Here is a 20,234-nt window from a genome sequence, read left to right on the forward strand (position 1 = left end):
GCTGAGAGGATGACACTTCCAAAGGCGTGTGCCACACCTTTTGCCAATGGAATACAAAAAACACTACTCGTACGATTTACCTCCTCTTTTGGATGACACTTAAACGTAAGAGGAACTTGTTCACGAAATTGGGGGCTGCGTCGGATGCACTTCTCCGTTTGCTTGTTGCACCTCTCGTCCGATGAACGGAACCCATCTCCCTTTTTCTCGCCGAAAAGGACCGAACCAAACCAGTCGGCTGATGGCTGTTTTTTCTTTCGGGTCGCCTATGTGACACGGTAGTTGACCACGGCCGGGTGCCCCTCACTACCATTCTAACAATGAGTTCGGATATAACAATGAGTTCGGGGCTCATCCCCTTCCCATCGGGAATACGTTCGAGGCCCCTCGGATGCGTACAGTACGCTGTGTCTTTCGCAGTACGCTGTGTCTTTCGATTATCAGCACGTCAGGCCCCCAATGTGCTCGGGGTCAAAGCATTTTTCCCTGGCGGAGTGCATCGCCGAGGCGTTCCGGAACGATCCCCCCGTGAACGTCGAGGGGCCGTGTGTTGCCCCGCACTGCGCAGGAGAAGGGGGCGCCCGCACGTGTACGATCTCACAGCAAATTTGCCGGCGAGGTGCTAGCATTTACTGTTCCCCACCCGCATCTTGGGGAACGAGTAGCATACGTCCCGTCCTACTGCCCAACCGCCGGCCGGTCAATGCGTCTCGCCGTCTTTGCTTCCGGGGAAGGCACCAACTTCCAGGCCATTCTCGACGCGGTCGGCGGTGACCGCCTCCCGGCCGAGGTGGCGTGTTGCATTAGCAACACCACGGACGCCGGAGCGCTCAAGCGGGCGGATCAGCACGACGTGCCGACGGAGGTGATCCCGCCCGCGTCGTTCGAGAGCCCCGAGGCCTTCGGGCAAGCGCTCCTGGATGGCCTAGCCGCACACGACGTGACCTTCGTCGCGCTCGCAGGCTACATGCAGAAAATTCCGCCGAACGTGGTTGATGCCTACCGGGGCTCCATGACGAACATCCACCCCGCGCTCCTCCCGGCCTTCGGCGGGCAGGGCATGTACGGGATGCACGTCCACCGCGCCGTGATCGACTACGGCGTCCACTGGACCGGGGCCACCGTGCACCTGGTGGACGAGACGTACGACCACGGCCCCATCGTGCTGCAGGAACCAGTCCCCGTCTACGCCGACGACACCCCCGCGGCCCTCGCCGGCCGCGTCCGCGAGGTGGAACACCGCCTCTACCCGGAGGCCCTCCGCCTCTTCGCTGCGGGTCGGGTGCACCAGAACGGCCGCTGCATCCGGATCGACGCCCCCGCCCCCTCCCGTCGCTCCCCCACTGATTCAGAATAACTCCCTCTCCCCCTCCGCATGCCCTCCGACGCCCCCTCGCCCGTTCGCCGCGCCCTTCTCTCCGTCTACGACAAGACCGGGATCGCCGACTTCGCACGGCGGCTCCGATCGCTCGACGTAGAACTCATCTCCACCGGCGGAACCGCCGACACGCTCCGCGACGCCGGCATCGACGTCACCGACGTGGCCGACGTGACGGGCGTGCCCGAGGTGCTGTCGGGACGCGTCAAGACCCTCCACCCGGCCCTCCACGCCGGCATCCTCGCCCGCCGCTCGCGCAAGGACGACATGGCGGCACTGGACGAGCACGACTACGCCCCCATCGACCTCGTCGTCGGCAACCTCTACCCCTTCTCCGAAGCGGTCCAGGATCCGGACGCCGCCCCGGAGACGGTCATGGAGTACGTCGACATCGGCGGCCCGACGATGCTGCGCGCCGCCGCCAAGAACCACTTTGACGTCGGCGTGGTCTCGGCCCCCGCCCAGTACGCCGCCGTCGCCGATGAGCTGGAGCAGAACGACGGACACCTCTCCGCCCCCACCCGCCGGCGCCTCGCCGAGGCGGCCTTCGCCCACACGGCCGCCTACGACCGGGACATCGACGCGCACCTGTCCCGCTCCTCCGGGGCCGATGCGGACGGGGACGGCGACCTCCAGCCCACCTACGACGTCGCAGTGCCGCAGGCCCAGTCCCTTCGCTACGGCGAGAACCCGCACCAGGAGGGCGCCCTCTACGGCGATCCCTCCCCGTTCTACGACAAGCTGCACGGCAGGGCCCTCTCCTACAACAACCTGCTCGACACGAGCAGCGCCCTCGCGCTCATCGACGAGTTTCGCGACGCGGGGCCGACCTGTGCGATCCTCAAACACACCAACCCCAGCGGCGTCGCCACCGCCGACACCCTGGAGGAGGCGTGGCACCAGGCCTTTGCCACCGACACCCAGTCCCCCTACGGCGGCATCGTCGTCGTAAACCAGGCCCTCGACCGGGCCACCGCGGAGGCCATCGACGAGATCTTTACCGAGATCGTCATCGCGCCCGAGTTTGAACCCGGCGTGCTCGAGTTCCTCACGGAGCAGGACCGGCGCCGGGTCGTCCGTGCCAAACAACCGGCCCGGGGCACCGACCGGCTGGACGTCCGCTCCGTGCTGGGGGGGCTGCTGGTGCAGACGCGCGACCCGGCGCTGCCCCCCGCCGCCACCGCCCGGGACGGCTGGCAGGTCCCAACCGCCCGCGCCCCCTCCGACGACGAGCGCGCCGACCTCAACTTTGCCTGGCGCGTGGCCAAGCACGTGAAGAGCAACGCGATCGTCTACGCCCGCGATCAGGCCACCCTCGGCGTCGGGGCCGGGCAGATGAGCCGCATCGACGCCTCCGAGCTGGCGGTGTTCAAGGCCGAAAAGTCGGAACTTGACCTCACCGGCTCCGTGGTAGCGTCCGACGCGTTTTTCCCGTTTGCCGACGGTCTAGAAGCCGCCGCCAACGAGGGGGCTCGCGCGGCCATTCAGCCCGGCGGGTCCATCCGCGACGACGACGTCATCGAGGCCGCCGACGCCCACGACGTGGCCATGATCCTCACCGGTCAGCGGCATTTCCGGCACTGAGCGCACGCCGGAGAGCGCCCTCCACGCTCGGAAGGGCCGCCGTGCTCGCGTCCCCTTCCAGGCGCAGGCCATTTCTGAACCGCCGCCCCCCCGTCTCCGCCCCACCGGCCGGCTCAGCCCTCCCCCCGTTCTCCTCCTCCGGCCCTCATCCGTATAGAACAATCGATGTTTTTCAACCTCTCTCAGGACGTCGCCATTGACCTCGGGACGGCGAACACCCTCGTGTACATCCGCGGCGAGGGCATCGTCCTCAACGAGCCGAGCATCGTCGTGGTCGATTCCGACACGAACGAAGTGCGGGAGATTGGCCACGAGGCCCTCCAGATGCACGAGCGCACCCACCAGGACATCGAGACGATCTGGCCGCTGCGGGACGGCGTCATCGCCGATTTCAAGGTCGCCGAGGAGATGATCCAGGGCCTGCTCCGGAAGGTCAAGAACAACTGGCTCACCTCCATCCGGAGCATGGTCGTGTGCGTCCCGAGCGGCATCACGGAGGTGGAAAAGCGCGCCGTGCGGGACTCCGCCGAGCACGCCGGGGCCCGGAAGGTCAACCTCGTGTCCGAACCGATGGCGGCGGCCATCGGCATTGGGCTCGACATCCAGGAGGCCGTGGGCAACATGGTCGTGGACATTGGCGGCGGGACGACCGAAATTGCCGTGATTGCCCTCTCCGGCATCGTGCTGGACGAGTCGCTCCGGGTCGGGGGGGCTGAGCTCGACAAGGCAATCGTGCAGTATTTCAAGCGCAATCACAATCTGCTCATCGGCTCCCGGACTGCCGAGCGCATCAAGTGTGAGGTGGGCAGCGCAATCGAGCTCGACACGGAGCTGGACCTGTCCGTAAAGGGACGCGACCTTGTGAGCGGGATTCCCAAGGTGCGTACGATCTCGTCGGTCAATGTGCGCGAGGCCCTCCACGACAACCTCGAACAGATCAGCGCCGCCGTCCTGCGCACGCTCGAGCGCACCCCCCCGGAGCTGGGGGCGGACGTGCTGGAGCGGGGCATCATGATGACCGGGGGCGGGGCCCTCCTCGAGGGCATCGACCAAATGCTCCGCGACCGCGTGGAGCTCCCGGTGTACGTGGCCGAGGACCCCCTGAAGGCCGTCGTGCGCGGTACCGGCGAGGTCCTGGAGAACCTGGAAAACTACGAGCGCGTCCTTACCTGAAACGGCACGACGCGCCCCGTCGGTGCCCCTTCGGACCGGATGCCCCCCTCCACCCATGGCGTCTCAGACCCGCCCCACCGATTGGCTTCTTCTGGGCGCCACTCTCTTGGTGGCGGCGACCCTGATGCTGACCCAAAACCAGCCACTGGTGCGCTCCCTGCGGGCCCAGGCCCTGGGGTGGACCGCCCAGGTCGAAAGCACCTTCGCGTGGATGGGCCGCTACCTCCGCGTCCTCGAACGCAACGACGAGCTGCGGCGCGAAAACATTCAGCTCTCCAGCCAGGTCGCCCGCACCCGCGACATGCGCCAGCGCAACGACGAGCTGCGGCGCCTGCTCGGCCTCACGGACACGACCGACGCCCGCCTCCGTCCGGCCCGCATCGTCACAAAAGACATTTTCCAGAAGGACAACTTCCTCATCCTCGATGTCGGCACCGCCGACAGCGTGGCGGAGGGGATGCCGGTCGTGCATGAACGGGGCATTGTCGGCACCGTCGTCCTGACCAACGAGCACTACGCCCGGGTCATGCCCTTCCTCAACACGGACTTCCGGGTGCCGGGCACGGTCCTCCCGCTCCGGGCCGAAGGCATTGTCCGCTGGGACGGCGAGCGCCTCGACCGGCTCCAGCTCGACCACGTCGTGGAAACCGAACCCGTGGAGGCGGGCCAGCGCGTGGTGACCAGTGGCCACAGCAATGTCTTCCCCCCGGGGCGCCGCATTGGGACCATCGACTCCGTGGCCGCCCCCGCCGGACGAAGCGAGCTCGACATTTTCCTCCGGCCCGCCGTTCCGCTCTACGAGATTAGCCACGCGGTCGTTATTGTGCGGGAGCCCGCCCCGGCGCAACAGGCCCTCGAAGAACCGCCCTCCCGGTAGCCCGCCCCTGTGCGGCATCGCCATTCGTCGACGTGGGAGGGTCGACGCACGATCCGCCAGGCGCCCCGGCTAAAGTTTGGCAAAAAACGCGGCGTGTGACGGTCTGGCCGGTCAGTCTCGAACCGCCCCTCGCGTGAGTCGTACATACAAGGTGTAAGATTCCTGCTTGTGAAACGCCCCTGCAGGACGCGCGCGCTCTCCCACTGCGATGGTTCCTTCTTTCGTACATGACCGCCGACACCGACTCCCCCCACGCCACGACCGTCCTCGGCGTCCGCCACAACGGGCAGATTGCCCTTGGGTCGGACGGCCAGGCCACCATGAACGAGACGGTCGTCAAGCACAAGGCCGAGAAGGTTCGGTCGCTGTACGACGGGGACATTCTGGCCGGATTTGCCGGCTCCACCGCCGACGCCTTTACCCTGTTCGAACGCTTCGAAGAGAAGCTCCAGGAGTACGGCGGCAACGTGGCCCGGGCGGCCGTGGAACTGGCGAAGGAGTGGCGCACCGACAAGTACCTCCGCCGCCTGGAGGCCCTTTTGGCGGTGGCCTCCCCCGGGGAGCTGCTTCTGATTAGCGGGGCGGGCGACGTCATCGAGCCCGACGACGACATCATCGCGATTGGGTCCGGGGGCTCGTTCGCCCTCGCCGCAAGCCGCGCCCTCCTTCAAAACGCGCAGGGGCTTACCGCTCGTGACATCGTCGAAAACGGCCTCTCAATCGCCGCGGACATTTGCATCTACACGAATCATAACCGAACCATCCGCGACATTGAGGCCGAGTCGGACTAGCGGCGAACGTCAACTGCTGTGCGGCCTTCGGGGGCTCCATTCATAAGCGACCGGCCCCCAGGGCCTCGACATTATATTTTCTGAAACCAAGGACACACCTGTTTATGTCCTACGATGCTCCAACCGACGGCGGCCCGCCACGACAGGCCGCCATGTTTATCGACTACGACAATCTTTATTCCATCCTCGAGTCCCAAAGCGGGCGGGACCGATCGACCAGCGCGTACGCGGAAGAGATTTTTGAGGAGGTTCGCCGCTACCTTGAGGAGGGGGACGACACCCCCACCATTTACGGCCGCGCCTACGGGACCTTCGACACGCTGCTCGACGAGAACGACGCGCCGGTCCCCTCCGCCCTGCACCGGGAGGGCATCAACCCGATTCACGTGCCCGCGGGAATGCAGGACAATCCCTCCGAGGTCCGGCTCACGCTCGACGTGACCCAGGCCCTGACGCGCCGCTCGGACCTGCAGACGGTTGTCATTGTCACGGGGAATCGTCCCTATCTTCCGCTCGTCCGCTGGATTCGGGAGCAGGGCTGCCGCCCCCTGGTGGCCGCCGTCAATCCCCCACAGACGGCAGATACGCCCTCGTTCGCCGAGGACAGTCGGTACCTCGACGCCCGCAACCTCCTCAGCGAAGAGTCGCGGGAGGACCTGTTGGCGAACGCCCCCACCCGTGGGTCCGCGTACACCCGCGCCCAGTCGCCCGACGCCCCGCCCCCTCAGCAGTTTCAGTCGCTCGACAACCCCGCGGCACGACGGGCCATCAAAATTACGGAGGAGCACTTCGGGCAGTACGACGAGGTGTACCTGACGCCCCTGCTCCGCAAGCTCTCCGACCTCATGGGCCCGGACGAGGACCCCAAATCGCTCGTGAGCGAACTGGAGGCCGCCGGGGCCGCCCGCCTGGAAAAACGGAACGGCTACCCGTACAACTACACGGTCCTCATCGTTAACGACGAGCACCCCGACGTCCAGGACCTCCACGAGACGCTCGGCCACTCGTCGTCGACCACGGACGCGTCCTCGGGCGGCGACGCCGGCAGCACCCCCCCCGACTCCAGCCCCGATTCGGGCCGCCACGACGACGGAGAGGGGTCCGCCGACGCACACGACATGGACGGAGCCGTCCCGTCGCCGACCGCCCCGGCCTCTACCGTCACGAGCGAAACCGGGGGCGAAACGTCCCCCCGTACGGACGCCGAGGAGTAAAACGACCGGCGTCCCGTCCTTCCTCGCATCCTTCCGATCACCGCTGAGTCCGCCCCTGTATGCCTGACGTCACCCAGCACGTTGAAGACCTTACCCCCCGCCAGATCGTCGACGAGCTCGACAAGTACATCATCGGGCAGGAGGACGCCAAGAAGAACGTGGCGATTGCCCTCCGCAACCGATGGCGCCGCCAGAACGCGCCGAAGGACATGCGGGACGAGATCGTGCCGAACAACATCATCATGATCGGCCCCACCGGCGTGGGCAAGACCGAGATCGCCCGCCGCCTGGCCCGCCTCGCCCGGGCCCCCTTCATCAAGGTGGAGGCCTCCAAGTTTACGGAGGTCGGCTACGTGGGGCGCGACGTGGACAGCATGATCCGCGACCTCACGGACATCGCGGTCAACATGGTGGAGAAGGAGCACAGAGAGGAGGTGCAGGACCGGGCGCGGAAGCTGGCCGAGGAGCGCATCCTGGACATTCTCATTCCCCCCGACGACGACACGCAGTCCCGGGCCGGCGACGGGGCCTCCGACGAGCCGGGGGTGACGGTGAGCGACACGGACGAGGCCGAGTCGGAGGGCGAGCAGACGAGCCTCCGGGCCCGCACCCGCGAGAAGTTTCGGGACAAGCTGGAGCGGGGCGACCTCGACGACCGGGAGATTGAGATTGAGGTCACGTCCGACTCGCAGTCGATGATGCAGATGTTCGGCCCCATGGGCATGGAGGAGATGGGCGTCAACCTGGAGGAGCTCTTCGGCAACCTCGGGGGCGGTCAGAAGCGCAAGACGCGGCGCGTGACCGTGGAAGAGGCCCGCGAGATCCTTACGCAGGAGGAGGCGCAGAAGCTGATCGACATGGATCAGGTGAAGGAGGACGCGCTGGAGCGGGTTCAGCAGGCCGGCATCGTGTTCGTCGATGAGATCGACAAGGTTGCCTCCGGCACCCGCACCCGCGACGAGGGCGGGCAGGGCGCCGGCGTCTCCCGACAGGGCGTGCAGCGGGACCTCCTCCCCATCGTGGAGGGCTCCACCGTCACCACCAAGCACGGCATGGTGGAGACCGACCACATTCTCTTCGTCGCCAGCGGGGCCTTCCACGCCTCCAAGCCCAGCGACCTCATTCCCGAGCTGCAGGGCCGCTTTCCCATCCGGGTGGAGCTCAACAACCTCGACGAGGACGACTTCTACGAGATCCTCACGAAGCCCAAGAATGCGCTCGTCAAGCAGTACCGCGCCCTCTTCCGCTCCGAGGACGTCACGATTGAGTTCGAGAAGGAAGGGGTTAGCGAGCTCGCACGGATCGCCGCCGAGGTGAACGCCGACGTGGAGAACATCGGCGCGCGACGCCTCCACACGGTGCTGACGACGCTCCTGGAGGACCTTCTGTTCGACGTCCCCGAGGAAATCCCGCCCGGCTCCAAGATCACCATCGACGCCGACAGGGTGCGGGATCGCCTGAGCTCGATCGCGTCGAGCCGCGACCTCAGTCAGTACATCCTGTAACGTGCGGCCGGCGCCCCCACCATGTCGGACCCCGATCACTCTGCACTCCGTCTCCACCCCGCCAGCGGGGCGCTCATCCTGGGGCTCGACTGGCTCCTGTTTTCGGAGAACGCGGTTACGCTCGGGCTCTCGACGCCTTTCGTTGCGATCATTGGGCTCGTCGTGGCGGGCCTCGGCACCGGCATTGTTCAGCGCCGCTACGGGGGGGACGGGATGGGCATCGCTGTTGTGAAGGGCCTCCTGGCCGGACTCACGGTGGGCATTCCCCTTCCGGTGGCCGGCACGGCCGTAGGCGGCGGCATACTCGCCCTCAGCGGGCTCAACACGAGCTGGCGCTCCCCATCGGAGGGGCCGCCCCCGTCCTCGTCCCGCGACGGCGACTCCTAACGGGGCCGCACGGCCCTCGGCCGCGGCACGGTGGCCTACCGGGACGACTGGGCCGGGGCCTCCGTGGTGATCTCGTCGATCAGGGCGCGATACGCCGCCCGCACCTCCGGGTCTTCGTAGAGGTCATTGTGGCCCCCTCCGTCCACGATGATGAGCCGGCGGTTCTCGCTCGCCGCCTCCGCGTGCAGGCGCCGGGCCATGGCCGGGTTCGTGACCTGGTCCTCACTGCCCCCCACCACGAGTAGGGGGACCTTTAGGGACCGAACCCGCTCCAGGTTGTCGTCCTGCTGCAGGGCCGGATCCACCTCAACGCCGAGGAAGAGCCGGACGTACCACGGGAAGAGGTAGCTCTTCCAGGCGTCGACGTTCGTGGCCGGGTTTTCGAGCACGACCCCACCCACCGTGCGTTCGGACGCGACGTGCGTGGCCAGGAAGCTGCCCAGCGAGTGCCCCCAGACCAGAAGTTCGTCCGGCGAGACCCCCGGACGCGCGACCAGGGAGTCGTACACCGCGAGCGCGTCGTCGCGGACGTTCGCGGCGCTGGGCGCGCCGTCGCTCCGTCCGTACCCGCGGTAGTCCCAGAGAAACGCGTTCACCGGGGGGCGCGTCAGGGCGCGCAAGTACCCCTTCGACTGGACGAGATAAAACCCATTGCCCCCGAAGAAGAGGACGGTCGTCTCGGCGTCCGCCTGCGTGAGGTGCCAGCCGTTGACCGAGGCACTGTCCGCAACCGGAATGCTACGGACCGAAAGGTCGACGTCGTCAACGGAGAACGTCTCGGGCGTCACCGACGGCTTCGGCTGAAAGACTGTTTCCTCGTCGATCGTGATTGTGGAGCATCCGGCGAGTACGACCGACAGGGCCAGCAGGAGAACGGTGGTGCGCATAAACTGGAGGACGTGATGCGGAAGAACGGGCAGCGGTGCGGCGAATGGCAAGCCACCGACGTGGGTCCCCCACGATGCAACCCCGCCGTAACGCTTTCGCGGCTACACCGGATCGTACCACGGATTCTCGGCCGGCCTCTCCGTTCCGGCGTGCACGTCGCCGTAGCGCAGGTAGTTGTCCGCGCCCGCCTGAATTCCCGCCACCTCTTCGTCCGTCACCGTCCGCACCACGTCGGCGGGCTGGCCGAGGACGAGCGACCGGGGCGGCACCCGGGTGCCCTTCGTCACCAGCGCCTGCGCCCCCACGATGCTGTGGCGGCCAATCACGGCGTGGTCCAAGATCGTCGCCCCCATGCCCACCAGCACCTCATCCTCGACGGTGCACCCGTGCACAATGGCCCCGTGTCCAATTGTGACCCGCGCGCCGATGTCGGCCGGCGCCGTGCCGTGCGTGACGTGGACGACCGTGTGGTCCTGTACGTTGGTCTCGGGCCCCACCCGGATCCAGTTCACGTCCCCTCGGAGGGTGCAGTGGTGCCAGATGCTCGCGTCGCGCCCCAGAATGACGTCTCCGACGAGGGCGGCCGTCTCCGCGATGTAGTTCGTGTCGTCGTGCGTGGGCTCGACGCCCAGAAAAGGCTTGATCATGGTGCGGCTGAGGGGGATATTTGGCGATACGATTTGGCGACCCATCTCGATGTATTCTGCGCCCTTCCACGGTCTTTCGTCTATGGCTGCGTCGTCCCCCGACTCGTACATCTCACGCCGCCCCTACGTGACGATGGGGCTGGCCGTAGCGGGGGTACTCGTCCTCGTCGTCGCAACGCAGTTGGTCGAGGTACTGTTTACCGTTTTCGCCGGCATTCTGCTGGCCGTGTTTCTCGCGGGGGTGACCCAGGAGTTGACCGAGGACACCCGCCTGCCCCGCCCCCTCGCTGTCGCCCTCACGCTGATTGGACTGGGGGGCGTGCTCGTGGGCCTCTGGGCGTTGGCCGGGCCCGACATTTCCGAGCAGGCGAGTGCCCTGGCCACCTTGCTGCCGGACGCGGCCGAGCGCCTCGCCTCCCGCATCCGCACAACCGTTCAGCGGTACGGTTGGATGCAACGATACGTGACCCCCAGTCAGCTCTTGCCGCCGGTCTCCAGCGTCCTGGGCCGCGTGACCAACGTATTTCGGGACACCCTCAACCTCCTCGTCAACGGGTTCATCATCCTTTTCATTGGCATCTACGGCGGGGCGGCCCCGCAGTCGTACCTCGATGGTGTGGTTCAGCTGGTCCCGCCCCCCTCGCGCCCCCGGGCCCGGGACGTTCTCTCCGCGCTTGGGCGGGCCCTGCGCTGGTGGCTCACCGGCCGGCTGATTCTCATGCTGATCGTCGGGGTGCTGACGGCCGTCGGGTTGCGGGTGGTCGGCATTCCGTCCCCCATCGCCCTCGGGCTCCTCGCCGCTCTCTTTTCCTTCGTGCCGTACCTGGGGCCCGTCCTGTCCGTACTGCCGGCCCTGCTCGTGGCCTCCCTGATTGGGCCCACGGAGGTGCTCTACGTCATTCTGGTCTACGGGGCGGTGCAGTTGCTGGAAAGCTACCTCATTTCCCCGCTCGTGCAGCAGCAGGCCGTCCACATCCCGCCCGCCACCGTCATTACGGCCCAGTTCATCGGGGGCGTGAGCGCCGGGGCCGGGGGCGTGCTCCTGGCCACCCCCTTCGCCATCGTCGTGATCGTGCTCGTGCAGACGCTTTACGTGGAGGACGTGCTGGGCGATGAGGTCTCGCTTCTGGGCGAGCACTGAACGCGATCCGCCCCTGGCGCTACCGCCCGGCCGAGGCCCACGCCGGGACCGTCCCGAGTTCGACCCCGAAGGCCACCCCGAGCAGCCCGTACGCCATCAGGGTGACCAGGACGACAAATGCAAGGTTGAGCCAGACGCCGGCCCGGCTCATCTCGGGAATGGAGAGCAGTCCGCTCCCGTAGACGATGGCGTTCGGCGGGGTGGCCACCGGGAGCATAAACGCACTGCTCGCCCCCAGGGCGGCCGGCACCGCAAACAGGAACGGATTTTCCCCGAACCCCACGGCCACGGCCCCGAGGATGGGCAAAAACGCCGCCGTGGTGGCCGTGTTGCTCGTAATTTCGGTGAGCCCCACGATCAGGGCGACCGCCCCCAGCACCACGAGGAGCGTGGCCCCCCCACGGAGGGCGTTCACCCCCTCCCCAATCCAGGCGGCCAGGCCGGTGTCGCTAATGGCGGACGCCAGACTGAGCCCCCCACCGAACAGCAGGAGCACGCCCCACGGCAGCTCCTCGGCGTCCTCCCAGACGAGGAGCGCACGCGCTTCGGTCCCGGCCGGCAGGGCAAAGAGCAGGAGCCCGGCCCCGACCGCAATGCCCGCGTCGGAGAGTCCGGGAAGCAGGTCGGCGAACAGGGGGCGCGTCCCCCACAGGGTCGCGGTCAACACGAAGACGGCGGCCACCCGCCCCTCCGCCGTCGTCATGCGCCCCAGCCGCTCCCACTCGGCGTCGATCACCCGGGTGCCCCCCGGCAGCCGATCCAACTCGATGGGATAGACCCAGGTGAGCACGAGGTATACGAGGGGCAGTGCCACCGCCACGAGCGGCAGTCCAACGACCATCCACTGGGCGAAGCCCACCTCCACGCCGTAGGTCTCGGAGAAAAAGCCCGCGAGCAACGCGTTCGGGGGCGTGCCGATGAGGGTGCCCATGCCGCCCACATTGCAGGCGTACGCGATCCCGAGCAGAAGCACGAGGGGAAAGTGCGGCGGCATCGTCTCGCCCCGGGCCTCCAGTTGGTCCCGAACGAAGTCGATGATCGAGAGCCCGATCGGCAGCATCATGAGCGCCGTGGCCGTGTTGCTCACCCACATGCTCAACAGGGCCGACGCGAGGAGGAACCCGATGATAATCGACCGGGGCTCGGTCCCAATCCCCTGCACGATGCCGAGCGCCACGCGGCGGTGCAGCCGCCACCGCTGCATCGCTTGTGCCAGCAAGAAGCCCCCCAGAAAGAGAACGATCAGGGGATTGGCGTATGGGGCGGCGGCGCCCTCAATGTCGGTGATGCCCAGCAGGGGACACAGGACGAGGGGCACCAGGGCAGTCGCGGAAATCGGAAGGGCCTCCGTAACCCACCAGACGGCCATCAGCACCCCCACCGCGGCGGTGCGCCATCCCGCCGGGTCGAGTCCTTCCGGGCCCGGCACCAGCAACAACACCCCGCATAGGAGCGCGCCGCCTGCAAGACCCATCTGCTGACGGAGCGGGGTAGAGTCGGGGGCCATGGCCGAACGAAGCGCCAGCGCCGAGGGGCAGGAGGTGACGGCCGGGCCTCTCGACACGGGCACGGCTCGGGAGGGGAACACAAGAGCCCGCGGACGCACCTGGCGTCCGGCAGGCAATGGGCTATAGAGCTGACGGGCGGACTCGAACCGCCAGCCTGCGCATTACAAGTGCGCTGCTCTACCAGTTGAGCTACGTCAGCAAACGGGGCCGAGGCGACCAGCCATCCGGATCAACTATTCGCATCGTGCCGAGTTTCGACCGGTCAGCGGGGTTCAGAGGGGCCGCCGTCGCCGTCCCCCGTCGCCGTCCTCCGCCGACGCCGCCAGTACCACCGTGCCCCCAGCCCGACCGCACCCAGAACCAGTATCGTCAACACGATGCGGCCGTAGGCGCGGAGGTACGTCACGACGAGGTCCCAGTTTTCCCCCACGGCGTACCCCGCGTAGCTGATAAGCCCCGTCCAGACCAGCGCGCTCACCGTGCACCACCAGGCCGTACGGGCCGTCGCCATCCGAAACATGCCCGCCGTCAACGAAATCACCGACCGGGCCCCACTTAGAAAGCGATTGGCCGCGATGACGCCGTAGCCGTACTGGTGAATCCAGCGCTGCGCGCGGTCGAAGCCCTCACGGGGCAGCCACTGCAGGCGATCCGGGTTCAGGACCGAACGCCCCAGCGTGTACCCAACGGCATACATCGTCATGAAGCCAAGTGCGCCCCCGGCCGTGGAGAGCAAAATCACGACGCCGAGGTGCAATTGCCCGAGGCCCGCCATGTATCCCCCAAAGACCACGACCATGTCGCCCGGAATCGGGGGCAACACGTTCTCGCCGTACGCGATGACGAGCAGGGTGACGTACGCCCAGATCGGGGAAAGCGCCTCCATCCAGGCAAAGAAGTTGGAGAATCCGTCGAGCATACTCAAACGCTACGGCCAAGTCGGTGTCGGAGCCTTTCTCGCTACGCAGGCTGGATCGTACAGACCGCCTGTGCCGCCACCCCCTCCTCCCGTCCCACGAAGCCAATTCCCTCCGTCGTGGTCGCCTGTACGGACACTGCGTCGCGCGGAAACGAAAGCACACGTGCAATGTTGGTCCGCATCTCGTCGACGTGGGGGCGCAGCTTGGGGCGCTCCAGAAGCACGGTCGCGTCGACATTGTGGGGGGCATAACCGGCGTGCTGAACCCGCTCCACGACCCGTTGGAGCAGGGCCTGACTGTCGGCGTCCTTCCATTCGGCGTCGGTATCGGGAAAGTGGGCCCCGAGGTCTCCGAGCGCAGCGGCCCCGAGTAGGGCGTCGGCCACCGCGTGCAGGAGGACGTCCGCGTCCGAGTGGCCCGCGAGGCCCCGGTCGTGCGGCACCTGTACGCCGCCCAGGATCAGAGGCCGCTCCTCGACCAGGCGGTGCACGTCGTACCCAAAACCAATGCGCATGGGATGTTCTCAGCTACGGAAAGCAACACTACGACGACGCCGACGGTTACAGGTCAAACCGTTCGGGGGCGTCTCTCCATGTCGGCCACAGCGCCTGGGCGAGCGCCCAGTCGTCCGGCGTCGTGATTTTGAAGTTGCGCCGGCTCCCCGGCACCGGAACCACGTCGTGGTCCAGTTGCTGCACGAGGGCCACGTCGTCGGTCGCCGCCAGGTCTTCGGCCGATGCGCGACGATGCGCGTGCTCGAGCCATTCGCGGCGGAAGCCCTGGGGCGTCTGCATCCGGTAGAGGCCGTCCCGCGAGACCGTCTCCCCCAGCCCGTCGGCGTTGCCCCGGCGGAGCGTGTCGGCCACGGGGACGACCAGCGACGCCGCCCCGCCGGTGCGGACGGCCTGGACGACGGCCTGCACCTGCGCCGCCGCGACGAAGGGGCGGGCCGCATCGTGCACCAGCACCGTGTTCACGGGGTGGGGCACCGCCCGGAGGGCGTGTCGCACGGAGGACTGCCGATCGGCGCCGCCCCCCACGACGGCCGTCAGCACGCTGAGGCCTTCCGCCTGCAAACGGTCGGTGACCTCGGTCACGCGGGACTCGGGGGCCGCCACCACGGCGTGGCCCACGGCCGGGTGTCGTTCAAACGAGAGAAGGACCTGCACCAGCACCGCGTGCTCGCCGAGGGCCCGGAACTGCTTGGGCCGTCCCCCCAGCCGGCGCCCACGCCCGGCGGCCGGGATGAGGACGGCCACTTCGTCCGAACGGGCACGAGCATCAGCATCATCCATGCGAATCCGGGGCCGCGTGCAACGGGCAGTCGGCACTTCGGGCTTCCGGGCCGTTACTTGATGAAGATCGCGTCCCCGAACGCGAAGAGCCGGTACTCCTCCTCGAAGGCCTCCTCGTAGGCCTCAAACAGGAAGTCGTACCCCGCAAACGCCGCCCCCATCATCATGAGCATGCTCTCGGGGCGGTGGAAGTTCGTAATCATCCGCTCCACGATCTTAAACTCGTACTCCGGGTACACGAAGAGGTCCGTCCAGCTGTGGTCCGGCTTCACCGTCTCGTCGGCCGAGAGGCTCGACTCGAGGGCCCGCGCGACGGTCGTGCCGCAGGCCGTGACGGTATTCTCGTCGGACGCCAGGGCGCGGTTGACGGCCTCGGCGGTCTCCTCCGGGATGTCGTACTCCTCCGAGTCCGTCCGGTGCTTGGAGAGGTCCTCCACGTCCACCGGCTTGGACTTGCCCCGCCCGATGTGGAGGGTAATGGGGACCACGTGGACGCCCTTCTCCTTCAGGCGCTTCAGCACGTCTTCGGTAAAGTGAAGGGTCGACTTCGGAGCGGCCACGGCCCCGCGATTCTCGGCGAAGATGGTCTGGTACCGGTCTCGGTCCTCCTCTTCCACCTCGCGGTCGATGTAGGGCGGCAACGGGGTCTCCCCGATGTCCCGGATTTTCTGGTACAGCGCCTCGTTCACGTCGTCGAACGAAAAGCGGATGGTTCGGCCGCGGGAGGTGGTGTTGTCGATGACCTCCGCGATCAGGTCGTCGTCGAAGTAGAGCTTGTTGCCGATGCGAATTTTCCGGGCCGGGTCGACCACCACGTCCCAGAGCCGGCTTTCCGGGTTCAGCTCGCGAAGGAGGAAAACCTGGATGTCGGCGCCGGTCTTTTTCTTCTGGCCGTAGAGGCGCGCCGGATAGACTTTCGTGTCGTTCACAACGAGCACGTCCCCCTCCGAGAAGTACTCCGGAAGGTCGTGGAAGTGCTTGTCGTGGTTGATGTCGTGGGACTCCCGATCCAACACCATCATCCGGGAGGAGTCGGGGGGATCGGCCGGATATTCTGCGACGAGTTCTTCGGGGACGTCGTAGCTGAATTCCGAGCGTTTCATATACGGTCGTCGGTCGGGCAACGGGTGAGTTGAACAGGCGCGGGGCCCACGGGCGATGGTCGCAGGCGAGCCACGGCGGGTGTGATTTGAATGCCGATCCTACTACACTCTCCTTCGGGCCGAGTTGATCCCGCTCCACGCGGGCTTTCCATCTTTCTATGCGGGTGTGGGGTCGGACGCGTGCAGCCACTGACGCTCCCAGGCCGCAATGGGCGGCTCCGGGCGGAGGGCCTCGGGATGGAGCACCGAGGCGAGCACCTCAATGGCGCGGTAGAGGCGCGGGCCCGGGCGGTTGAAATACGCATTGCCGTCGAGCAGGGCAACACGCTGGTCCTCGACCGCAGACAGGGCGTCCCAGCCGGGCCGGTTGGTCAGGTAGTGCAGGTCGCGCCGCGTCTCGTCGATGGTGAAGCCGCAGGGCATCAGGGCCAGGGCGTCCGGGTCCGCCGCTCGGAGCTCGTCCCACTCGATCGGCGCGGTGGGTGTCCCGGCGGTGCCGATGAGGGGACGCCCCCCCGCCATCTCCACCACGTCGGGCATCCAGTGCCCCGCCACCATGAGCGGCTCCAGCCACTCGACACAGGCCACGGAGGGAAGCGATTGCGGGTTCGTGGAGCGGTCCACCCCAATCTGGTCGCGGAGGACCCGAAGGCCCGTTTCGAGGTTGGCGATCACCTCCATCGCCGCCTCCAGGGCCCCCATCGCCCGGGCGAGGCGGAGCGCCTCGTCGAGCACCTCCTTTAGCGTCTGCGGCTGCATCGAGACCACCTCGGGGCGTTTGCCGGCCCACTCCCCGAGCTGCACCTCCAGCTCCGGCAGGCTCACCGCACACACGTCGCACTGGTCCTGCGTCACGATCAGGTCGGGCTCCAGCGCCCGCAATCGCTCCAGGTCCACGTCGTAAAGGCTGAGCCCGTCCTGCAGTTGCCCCTGCACCGCGTCGTCGATGGCGGCGGAGTCGCCGTCCGACGCGTAGGTCGGGGCCGTCACGGCGGGCACGTCCTGCACCTGCTCCGGGTACTCGCATTCGTGGGAGCGCCCGACGAGCTGGTCCTCTCCCCCGAAGACACAGATCCACTCGGTTGCGGCCGGCAGTAGCGAGACGATGCGCATGGCGGGGCGGGGGACTGTGTGAGAAAGTGCGCGGCAACTGGGGCCTCGGAGCGCCCCCTGGTCGTCTACTGGATCGGCGGGCGGCGCCGGTGGATGTCGGTCGCCTGCTGCACGGCGTGGGCCAGCGTGAGCGCGTGCTGGTCCCTGTACAGGGGCGCCACGAAACTGATGCTGCCCGGCTGGCGGCGCGCATCCGGCCCTTCCTCCACGGGGCGCAGGGCGTTGGGAAGACACACGCACGGATGCCCCGTCAGGTTCGTGATGCCGAGGGTGCCCCCGCCAAAGCTGGGGCTCACCAGCACGTCGAGGTCTCGCATGACCGCATGGGCCTGCTCCATCAGGTCGACCCGCAGCCGGTCCATCTGGACGTGCTCCACCGCCGGGACGAAGCGGGCGGTGCGGAAGACATTCGGCCACGTGTTCTCGCCCTGCCGAACCAGCTCGTCGACGCCGTCCGTGCGGGTCAGCTCGTCGAACGCCGCGGCGGCCTCCACGTCGAGCGTGTTCAAGAGCGCCCCCACCGGGACGTCGACGTCCCACGACACCGGCTCCAGCTCCACGCCGAGCCCACGCAGGACGTCGAGCGTCTTCTGGTCGGCGGACTGGTTGTCGTAGTCCCCCTCGAATGCCTCTTGCAGGTATCCCACGCGCAACGAGGCGGCGGAGCGTTCCGCGTCGAACGGAAACGGCACGTCCACGGAGGCGGGATCTGTTGGGTCGGCCCCGCGGATCGCGTCGTAGACGTGTGCGCAGTCGAGCGCCGAACGGGCGATGGGGCCGAGCTTGTCCATGGTCCACGAGAGCGCCATGGCCCCGCCCCGCCCCACCGCTCCGAAGGTCGGGCGGTGGCCCGTTACGCCGCATCGGGTGGACGGCGAGACGATGGAGCCAAGCGTCTCGGACCCAATGGCGAAGGGCACGCAGCCCGCCGACACCGCCGCGGCCGGCCCCGCCGACGAGCCGCTGGAGCCCTGGTCGAGGTTCCAGGGGTTCTTGGTGGTGGCGTCGTACCAGACATCCCCCCAGGCCAGGGCGCCCAGCGACAGCTTGGCCACGAGGACGGCCCCGGCGTCGTCGAGCCGTTCGATGACAGTTGCGGTCTCGTCGATTGTCTGGGTCTTGTGCGGCTCTGCCCCCCATGTTGTCTTGGTCCCCTGCACGGCCAGCAGGTCCTTGGCCCCGTACGGCACGCCGTGTAGGGGACCGCGCCACGTGCCCGCGTCCAGCTCGTCGTCGGCCCGGCGGGCCGCCGCCAGGGCCCGCTCTTCGGTGTACGAAATGACGGCGTGCAGCCGGTCGTCGTACCGACGCAGGCGCTGCAGGGCCAGCTCGGTCAGCTCCACACTGGTCACCGTGCGGGCGCGAAGCAGGTGGGCCAGTTCTGAGATGGAGGCGAAGGCCAGCTCCTCGTCAGAAGAAGGTCGGCCGACCGGGGGAAGGGGGACCTCCGCCCCGTCGGCCGACGGCGGGACCTCCGGAAGTTCCGCCCCGCCGCGGCGCGGGTCGAAGGTAGTCGCCGGGGCTCGTGCGTTGGGCAGATCCTGCGCCCGCATCGCCTCGTACTGCTCAAGGTTCTCGTTCAGGTTCTCAACCAACAGCTCCCGCTCCTCGGCGGTGAGGGAGAGCCCGGCAATCGATTCCGCGGCCGCCACGTGTTCGGTCGTGATGGGGGCATCGTCCTCCTGCTCGGCCACCTGCGCGTACAGGGCACCGGGAAAAAGGCCGCTCAGCCCGACCGCCGAGCAGGCGTCCAAAAACTGGCGTCGATCGATAGACATGGCATGTCCGAAGCAGATGACAGATCGTGAACGGGATTCACCCAACCAGCCCCTTCCCTCAGCGGGCAGGCCACCCATACGGTAACCACCCGCAGGTCGAATCTCCATCCGCAGCGGGAACAAGATACAAGCCTTTCATCACTTTTCTCTCATCCACCCGTCCTATAAACAAACGGGAAAGCAGACAGACGACAGCACGAGCACCGGTGACGGGCCCCCTGATCCGGATCGAGGTGTACCGCGACGGTGCCCACGGCGAGATCGCCCTGGGCGTCCCGTCCCTACGCCCCGGACGAGGCGCCGTCGCCCCGCTCAGGCGCCGACGAAGTCTCCCCTGTGGCCGCGCCGTCCTTCTCGGACTCGGACGTTCGGTCGCCCCGGTTTTGCTTGACGTGCTCGGGCACGCGCTCCCCCACTTGCTGGAGGTGCTCCTCCATCTCCTCCCCCACTCGCTGCTTGATCTCATCGGTCATCTCTTCGGCCACCTGCTTCTCAACCTCCGCGGTAACCTCTTCGGGGACCGCGTCCTCGGCCTCCTCAGCCACGGCGCCCTCAACGGTCTCAGCCACCGCTTCTTCCACCTCGCCCGGCATGGTGTCCTTGATCTCTTCGGCCACGGCCTCCTCCACTTCGCCCGGCATCGTGTCTTCGATCTCGTCGGCCACCACCGCTTCGGCCTCGGCCGCCACCTCCTCGTGCAGGATGCGCTCGTAGACGCTCATGTTCTCCCACACGCGCAGGAAATAGCCCAGCACGAGGCCGCTCTGGAAGGCCGCCACCAGTGGATTCATCCCGACGAACAGCAGGTAGCCGAACCCCACGGCAAACCCGAGGCCGTAGATCAGGTCAATATAAAACTGCGTTTGGCGCCCACGTAGCTGCATGTGATGCTCGCGCGCTTGGTTGCAATTTTGCGGATGGGTGTCGAGGGC

The 20,234-nt window shown here is 67.4% G+C and carries 19 protein-coding genes and 1 tRNA gene; 9 read left to right on the forward strand and 11 right to left on the reverse strand.

Translation table 11 applies throughout. From position 1 onward, the window contains the following. Window positions 1-703: 703 nt before the first annotated feature. From purN to OJA40_RS01525, 8 genes are all read left to right on the forward strand, one after another. Window positions 704-1,357 carry a phosphoribosylglycinamide formyltransferase gene (purN, locus tag OJA40_RS01490; RefSeq protein WP_263808106.1) on the forward strand — a complete coding sequence of 218 codons (654 nt, stop codon included), beginning with the start codon at window positions 704-706 and terminating at the stop codon, window positions 1,355-1,357. Between the two features lie 18 nt (window positions 1,358-1,375). Further along, on the forward strand, window positions 1,376-2,962 hold the full coding sequence (gene purH / locus OJA40_RS01495) for a bifunctional phosphoribosylaminoimidazolecarboxamide formyltransferase/IMP cyclohydrolase (RefSeq protein ID WP_208427727.1): 1,587 nt from the start codon (window positions 1,376-1,378) through the stop codon (window positions 2,960-2,962). Between the two features lie 165 nt (window positions 2,963-3,127). Then, on the forward strand, window positions 3,128-4,135 hold the full coding sequence (locus OJA40_RS01500; RefSeq protein ID WP_011404386.1) for a rod shape-determining protein: 1,008 nt from the start codon (window positions 3,128-3,130) through the stop codon (window positions 4,133-4,135). 55 nt (window positions 4,136-4,190) lie between these two features. Then, complete coding sequence (gene mreC / locus OJA40_RS01505; protein WP_263809843.1) at window positions 4,191-5,012, forward strand: rod shape-determining protein MreC; 822 nt, start codon at window positions 4,191-4,193, stop codon at window positions 5,010-5,012. 227 nt (window positions 5,013-5,239) lie between these two features. After that, on the forward strand, window positions 5,240-5,803 hold the full coding sequence (gene hslV, locus OJA40_RS01510) for an ATP-dependent protease subunit HslV (protein WP_013062117.1): 564 nt from the start codon (window positions 5,240-5,242) through the stop codon (window positions 5,801-5,803). A gap of 104 nt (window positions 5,804-5,907) precedes the next feature. Then, window positions 5,908-7,017 (forward strand): NYN domain-containing protein, encoded by a 1,110-nt coding sequence (locus tag OJA40_RS01515; RefSeq protein WP_263808108.1) that lies wholly within the window; start codon window positions 5,908-5,910, stop codon window positions 7,015-7,017. A 59-nt stretch (window positions 7,018-7,076) separates the two neighbouring features. Further along, on the forward strand, window positions 7,077-8,522 hold the full coding sequence (gene hslU / locus OJA40_RS01520; protein WP_263809844.1) for an ATP-dependent protease ATPase subunit HslU: 1,446 nt from the start codon (window positions 7,077-7,079) through the stop codon (window positions 8,520-8,522). A 21-nt stretch (window positions 8,523-8,543) separates the two neighbouring features. Next, the gene (locus tag OJA40_RS01525; RefSeq protein ID WP_263791682.1) at window positions 8,544-8,909 is read left to right on the forward strand and encodes a phosphoribosylaminoimidazole carboxylase; all 366 of its coding nucleotides are present in this window, start codon (window positions 8,544-8,546) and stop codon (window positions 8,907-8,909) included. Window positions 8,910-8,944: 35 nt separating this feature from the next. Here the strand turns inward: OJA40_RS01525 and OJA40_RS01530 are convergent, their stop codons facing one another. Both OJA40_RS01530 and OJA40_RS01535 read right to left on the reverse strand, forming a co-directional pair. Continuing rightward, entirely contained in the window at window positions 8,945-9,796 is an 852-nt protein-coding gene (locus tag OJA40_RS01530) for an alpha/beta hydrolase (RefSeq protein WP_208425971.1), read from the reverse strand. Between the two features lie 102 nt (window positions 9,797-9,898). Beyond that, window positions 9,899-10,444 carry a gamma carbonic anhydrase family protein gene (locus tag OJA40_RS01535; RefSeq protein ID WP_263808111.1) on the reverse strand — a complete coding sequence of 182 codons (546 nt, stop codon included), beginning with the start codon at window positions 10,442-10,444 and terminating at the stop codon, window positions 9,899-9,901. 82 nt (window positions 10,445-10,526) lie between these two features. Between OJA40_RS01535 and OJA40_RS01540 the strand changes: the two genes are divergently transcribed. Then, window positions 10,527-11,585: an AI-2E family transporter gene (locus OJA40_RS01540; protein WP_263808112.1), complete on the forward strand. Its 1,059-nt coding sequence runs from the start codon at window positions 10,527-10,529 to the stop codon at window positions 11,583-11,585. 19 nt (window positions 11,586-11,604) lie between these two features. On the opposite strand, the gene OJA40_RS01545 is transcribed toward OJA40_RS01540, so the two are convergent. The 9 genes from OJA40_RS01545 to OJA40_RS01585 all read right to left on the reverse strand — a co-directional run bounded on the left by OJA40_RS01545 (window position 11,605) and on the right by OJA40_RS01585 (window position 20,186). Next, window positions 11,605-13,092, reverse strand: coding sequence for an SLC13 family permease (locus tag OJA40_RS01545; RefSeq protein WP_263808113.1), 1,488 nt, complete (start codon window positions 13,090-13,092; stop codon window positions 11,605-11,607). Window positions 13,093-13,219: 127 nt separating this feature from the next. Then, window positions 13,220-13,292, reverse strand: a tRNA-Thr gene (locus OJA40_RS01550). Window positions 13,293-13,355: 63 nt separating this feature from the next. Next, window positions 13,356-14,012: a DedA family protein gene (locus tag OJA40_RS01555; RefSeq protein WP_208425974.1), complete on the reverse strand. Its 657-nt coding sequence runs from the start codon at window positions 14,010-14,012 to the stop codon at window positions 13,356-13,358. 41 nt (window positions 14,013-14,053) lie between these two features. Next, window positions 14,054-14,527, reverse strand: coding sequence for a 2-C-methyl-D-erythritol 2,4-cyclodiphosphate synthase (gene ispF / locus OJA40_RS01560; RefSeq protein ID WP_208425975.1), 474 nt, complete (start codon window positions 14,525-14,527; stop codon window positions 14,054-14,056). A gap of 46 nt (window positions 14,528-14,573) precedes the next feature. Further along, on the reverse strand, window positions 14,574-15,308 hold the full coding sequence (gene ispD / locus OJA40_RS01565) for a 2-C-methyl-D-erythritol 4-phosphate cytidylyltransferase (protein ID WP_263809845.1): 735 nt from the start codon (window positions 15,306-15,308) through the stop codon (window positions 14,574-14,576). A gap of 53 nt (window positions 15,309-15,361) precedes the next feature. After that, on the reverse strand, window positions 15,362-16,411 hold the full coding sequence (gene queA, locus OJA40_RS01570; protein ID WP_208425976.1) for a tRNA preQ1(34) S-adenosylmethionine ribosyltransferase-isomerase QueA: 1,050 nt from the start codon (window positions 16,409-16,411) through the stop codon (window positions 15,362-15,364). 156 nt (window positions 16,412-16,567) lie between these two features. Further along, window positions 16,568-17,524 carry a cobalamin-binding protein gene (locus OJA40_RS01575; protein ID WP_208425977.1) on the reverse strand — a complete coding sequence of 319 codons (957 nt, stop codon included), beginning with the start codon at window positions 17,522-17,524 and terminating at the stop codon, window positions 16,568-16,570. Window positions 17,525-17,589: 65 nt separating this feature from the next. Then, window positions 17,590-19,302 (reverse strand): amidase, encoded by a 1,713-nt coding sequence (locus OJA40_RS01580; protein WP_263809846.1) that lies wholly within the window; start codon window positions 19,300-19,302, stop codon window positions 17,590-17,592. A 281-nt stretch (window positions 19,303-19,583) separates the two neighbouring features. Further along, window positions 19,584-20,186 carry a hypothetical protein gene (locus OJA40_RS01585; protein WP_208425979.1) on the reverse strand — a complete coding sequence of 201 codons (603 nt, stop codon included), beginning with the start codon at window positions 20,184-20,186 and terminating at the stop codon, window positions 19,584-19,586. Window positions 20,187-20,234 lie beyond the last annotated feature (48 nt).

Origin of the sequence: Salinibacter pepae (assembly GCF_947077775.1) — a bacterium.
Taxonomy (GTDB): domain Bacteria; phylum Bacteroidota; class Rhodothermia; order Rhodothermales; family Salinibacteraceae; genus Salinibacter; species Salinibacter pepae.

What these genes read in the sequence shown, in the direction of transcription:
- queA (WP_208425976.1), bottom strand. Translation starts at nt 16,411, where the DNA reads ATGAAACGCTCGGAATTCAGCTACGACGTCCCCGAAGAACTCGTCGCA.
- ispD (WP_263809845.1), bottom strand. Translation starts at nt 15,308, where the DNA reads ATGGATGATGCTGATGCTCGTGCCCGTTCGGACGAAGTGGCCGTCCTC.
- purH (WP_208427727.1), top strand. Translation starts at nt 1,376, where the DNA reads ATGCCCTCCGACGCCCCCTCGCCCGTTCGCCGCGCCCTTCTCTCCGTC.
- OJA40_RS01575 (WP_208425977.1), bottom strand. Translation starts at nt 17,524, where the DNA reads ATGCGCATCGTCTCGCTACTGCCGGCCGCAACCGAGTGGATCTGTGTC.
- OJA40_RS01555 (WP_208425974.1), bottom strand. Translation starts at nt 14,012, where the DNA reads ATGCTCGACGGATTCTCCAACTTCTTTGCCTGGATGGAGGCGCTTTCC.
- OJA40_RS01585 (WP_208425979.1), bottom strand. Translation starts at nt 20,186, where the DNA reads ATGCAGCTACGTGGGCGCCAAACGCAGTTTTATATTGACCTGATCTAC.
- purN (WP_263808106.1), top strand. Translation starts at nt 704, where the DNA reads ATGCGTCTCGCCGTCTTTGCTTCCGGGGAAGGCACCAACTTCCAGGCC.
- OJA40_RS01540 (WP_263808112.1), top strand. Translation starts at nt 10,527, where the DNA reads ATGGCTGCGTCGTCCCCCGACTCGTACATCTCACGCCGCCCCTACGTG.
- OJA40_RS01535 (WP_263808111.1), bottom strand. Translation starts at nt 10,444, where the DNA reads ATGATCAAGCCTTTTCTGGGCGTCGAGCCCACGCACGACGACACGAAC.
- ispF (WP_208425975.1), bottom strand. Translation starts at nt 14,527, where the DNA reads ATGCGCATTGGTTTTGGGTACGACGTGCACCGCCTGGTCGAGGAGCGG.
- OJA40_RS01525 (WP_263791682.1), top strand. Translation starts at nt 8,544, where the DNA reads ATGTCGGACCCCGATCACTCTGCACTCCGTCTCCACCCCGCCAGCGGG.
- OJA40_RS01515 (WP_263808108.1), top strand. Translation starts at nt 5,908, where the DNA reads ATGTCCTACGATGCTCCAACCGACGGCGGCCCGCCACGACAGGCCGCC.
- OJA40_RS01580 (WP_263809846.1), bottom strand. Translation starts at nt 19,302, where the DNA reads ATGTCTATCGATCGACGCCAGTTTTTGGACGCCTGCTCGGCGGTCGGG.
- OJA40_RS01530 (WP_208425971.1), bottom strand. Translation starts at nt 9,796, where the DNA reads ATGCGCACCACCGTTCTCCTGCTGGCCCTGTCGGTCGTACTCGCCGGA.
- hslV (WP_013062117.1), top strand. Translation starts at nt 5,240, where the DNA reads ATGACCGCCGACACCGACTCCCCCCACGCCACGACCGTCCTCGGCGTC.
- OJA40_RS01500 (WP_011404386.1), top strand. Translation starts at nt 3,128, where the DNA reads ATGTTTTTCAACCTCTCTCAGGACGTCGCCATTGACCTCGGGACGGCG.
- OJA40_RS01545 (WP_263808113.1), bottom strand. Translation starts at nt 13,092, where the DNA reads ATGGCCCCCGACTCTACCCCGCTCCGTCAGCAGATGGGTCTTGCAGGC.
- hslU (WP_263809844.1), top strand. Translation starts at nt 7,077, where the DNA reads ATGCCTGACGTCACCCAGCACGTTGAAGACCTTACCCCCCGCCAGATC.
- mreC (WP_263809843.1), top strand. Translation starts at nt 4,191, where the DNA reads ATGGCGTCTCAGACCCGCCCCACCGATTGGCTTCTTCTGGGCGCCACT.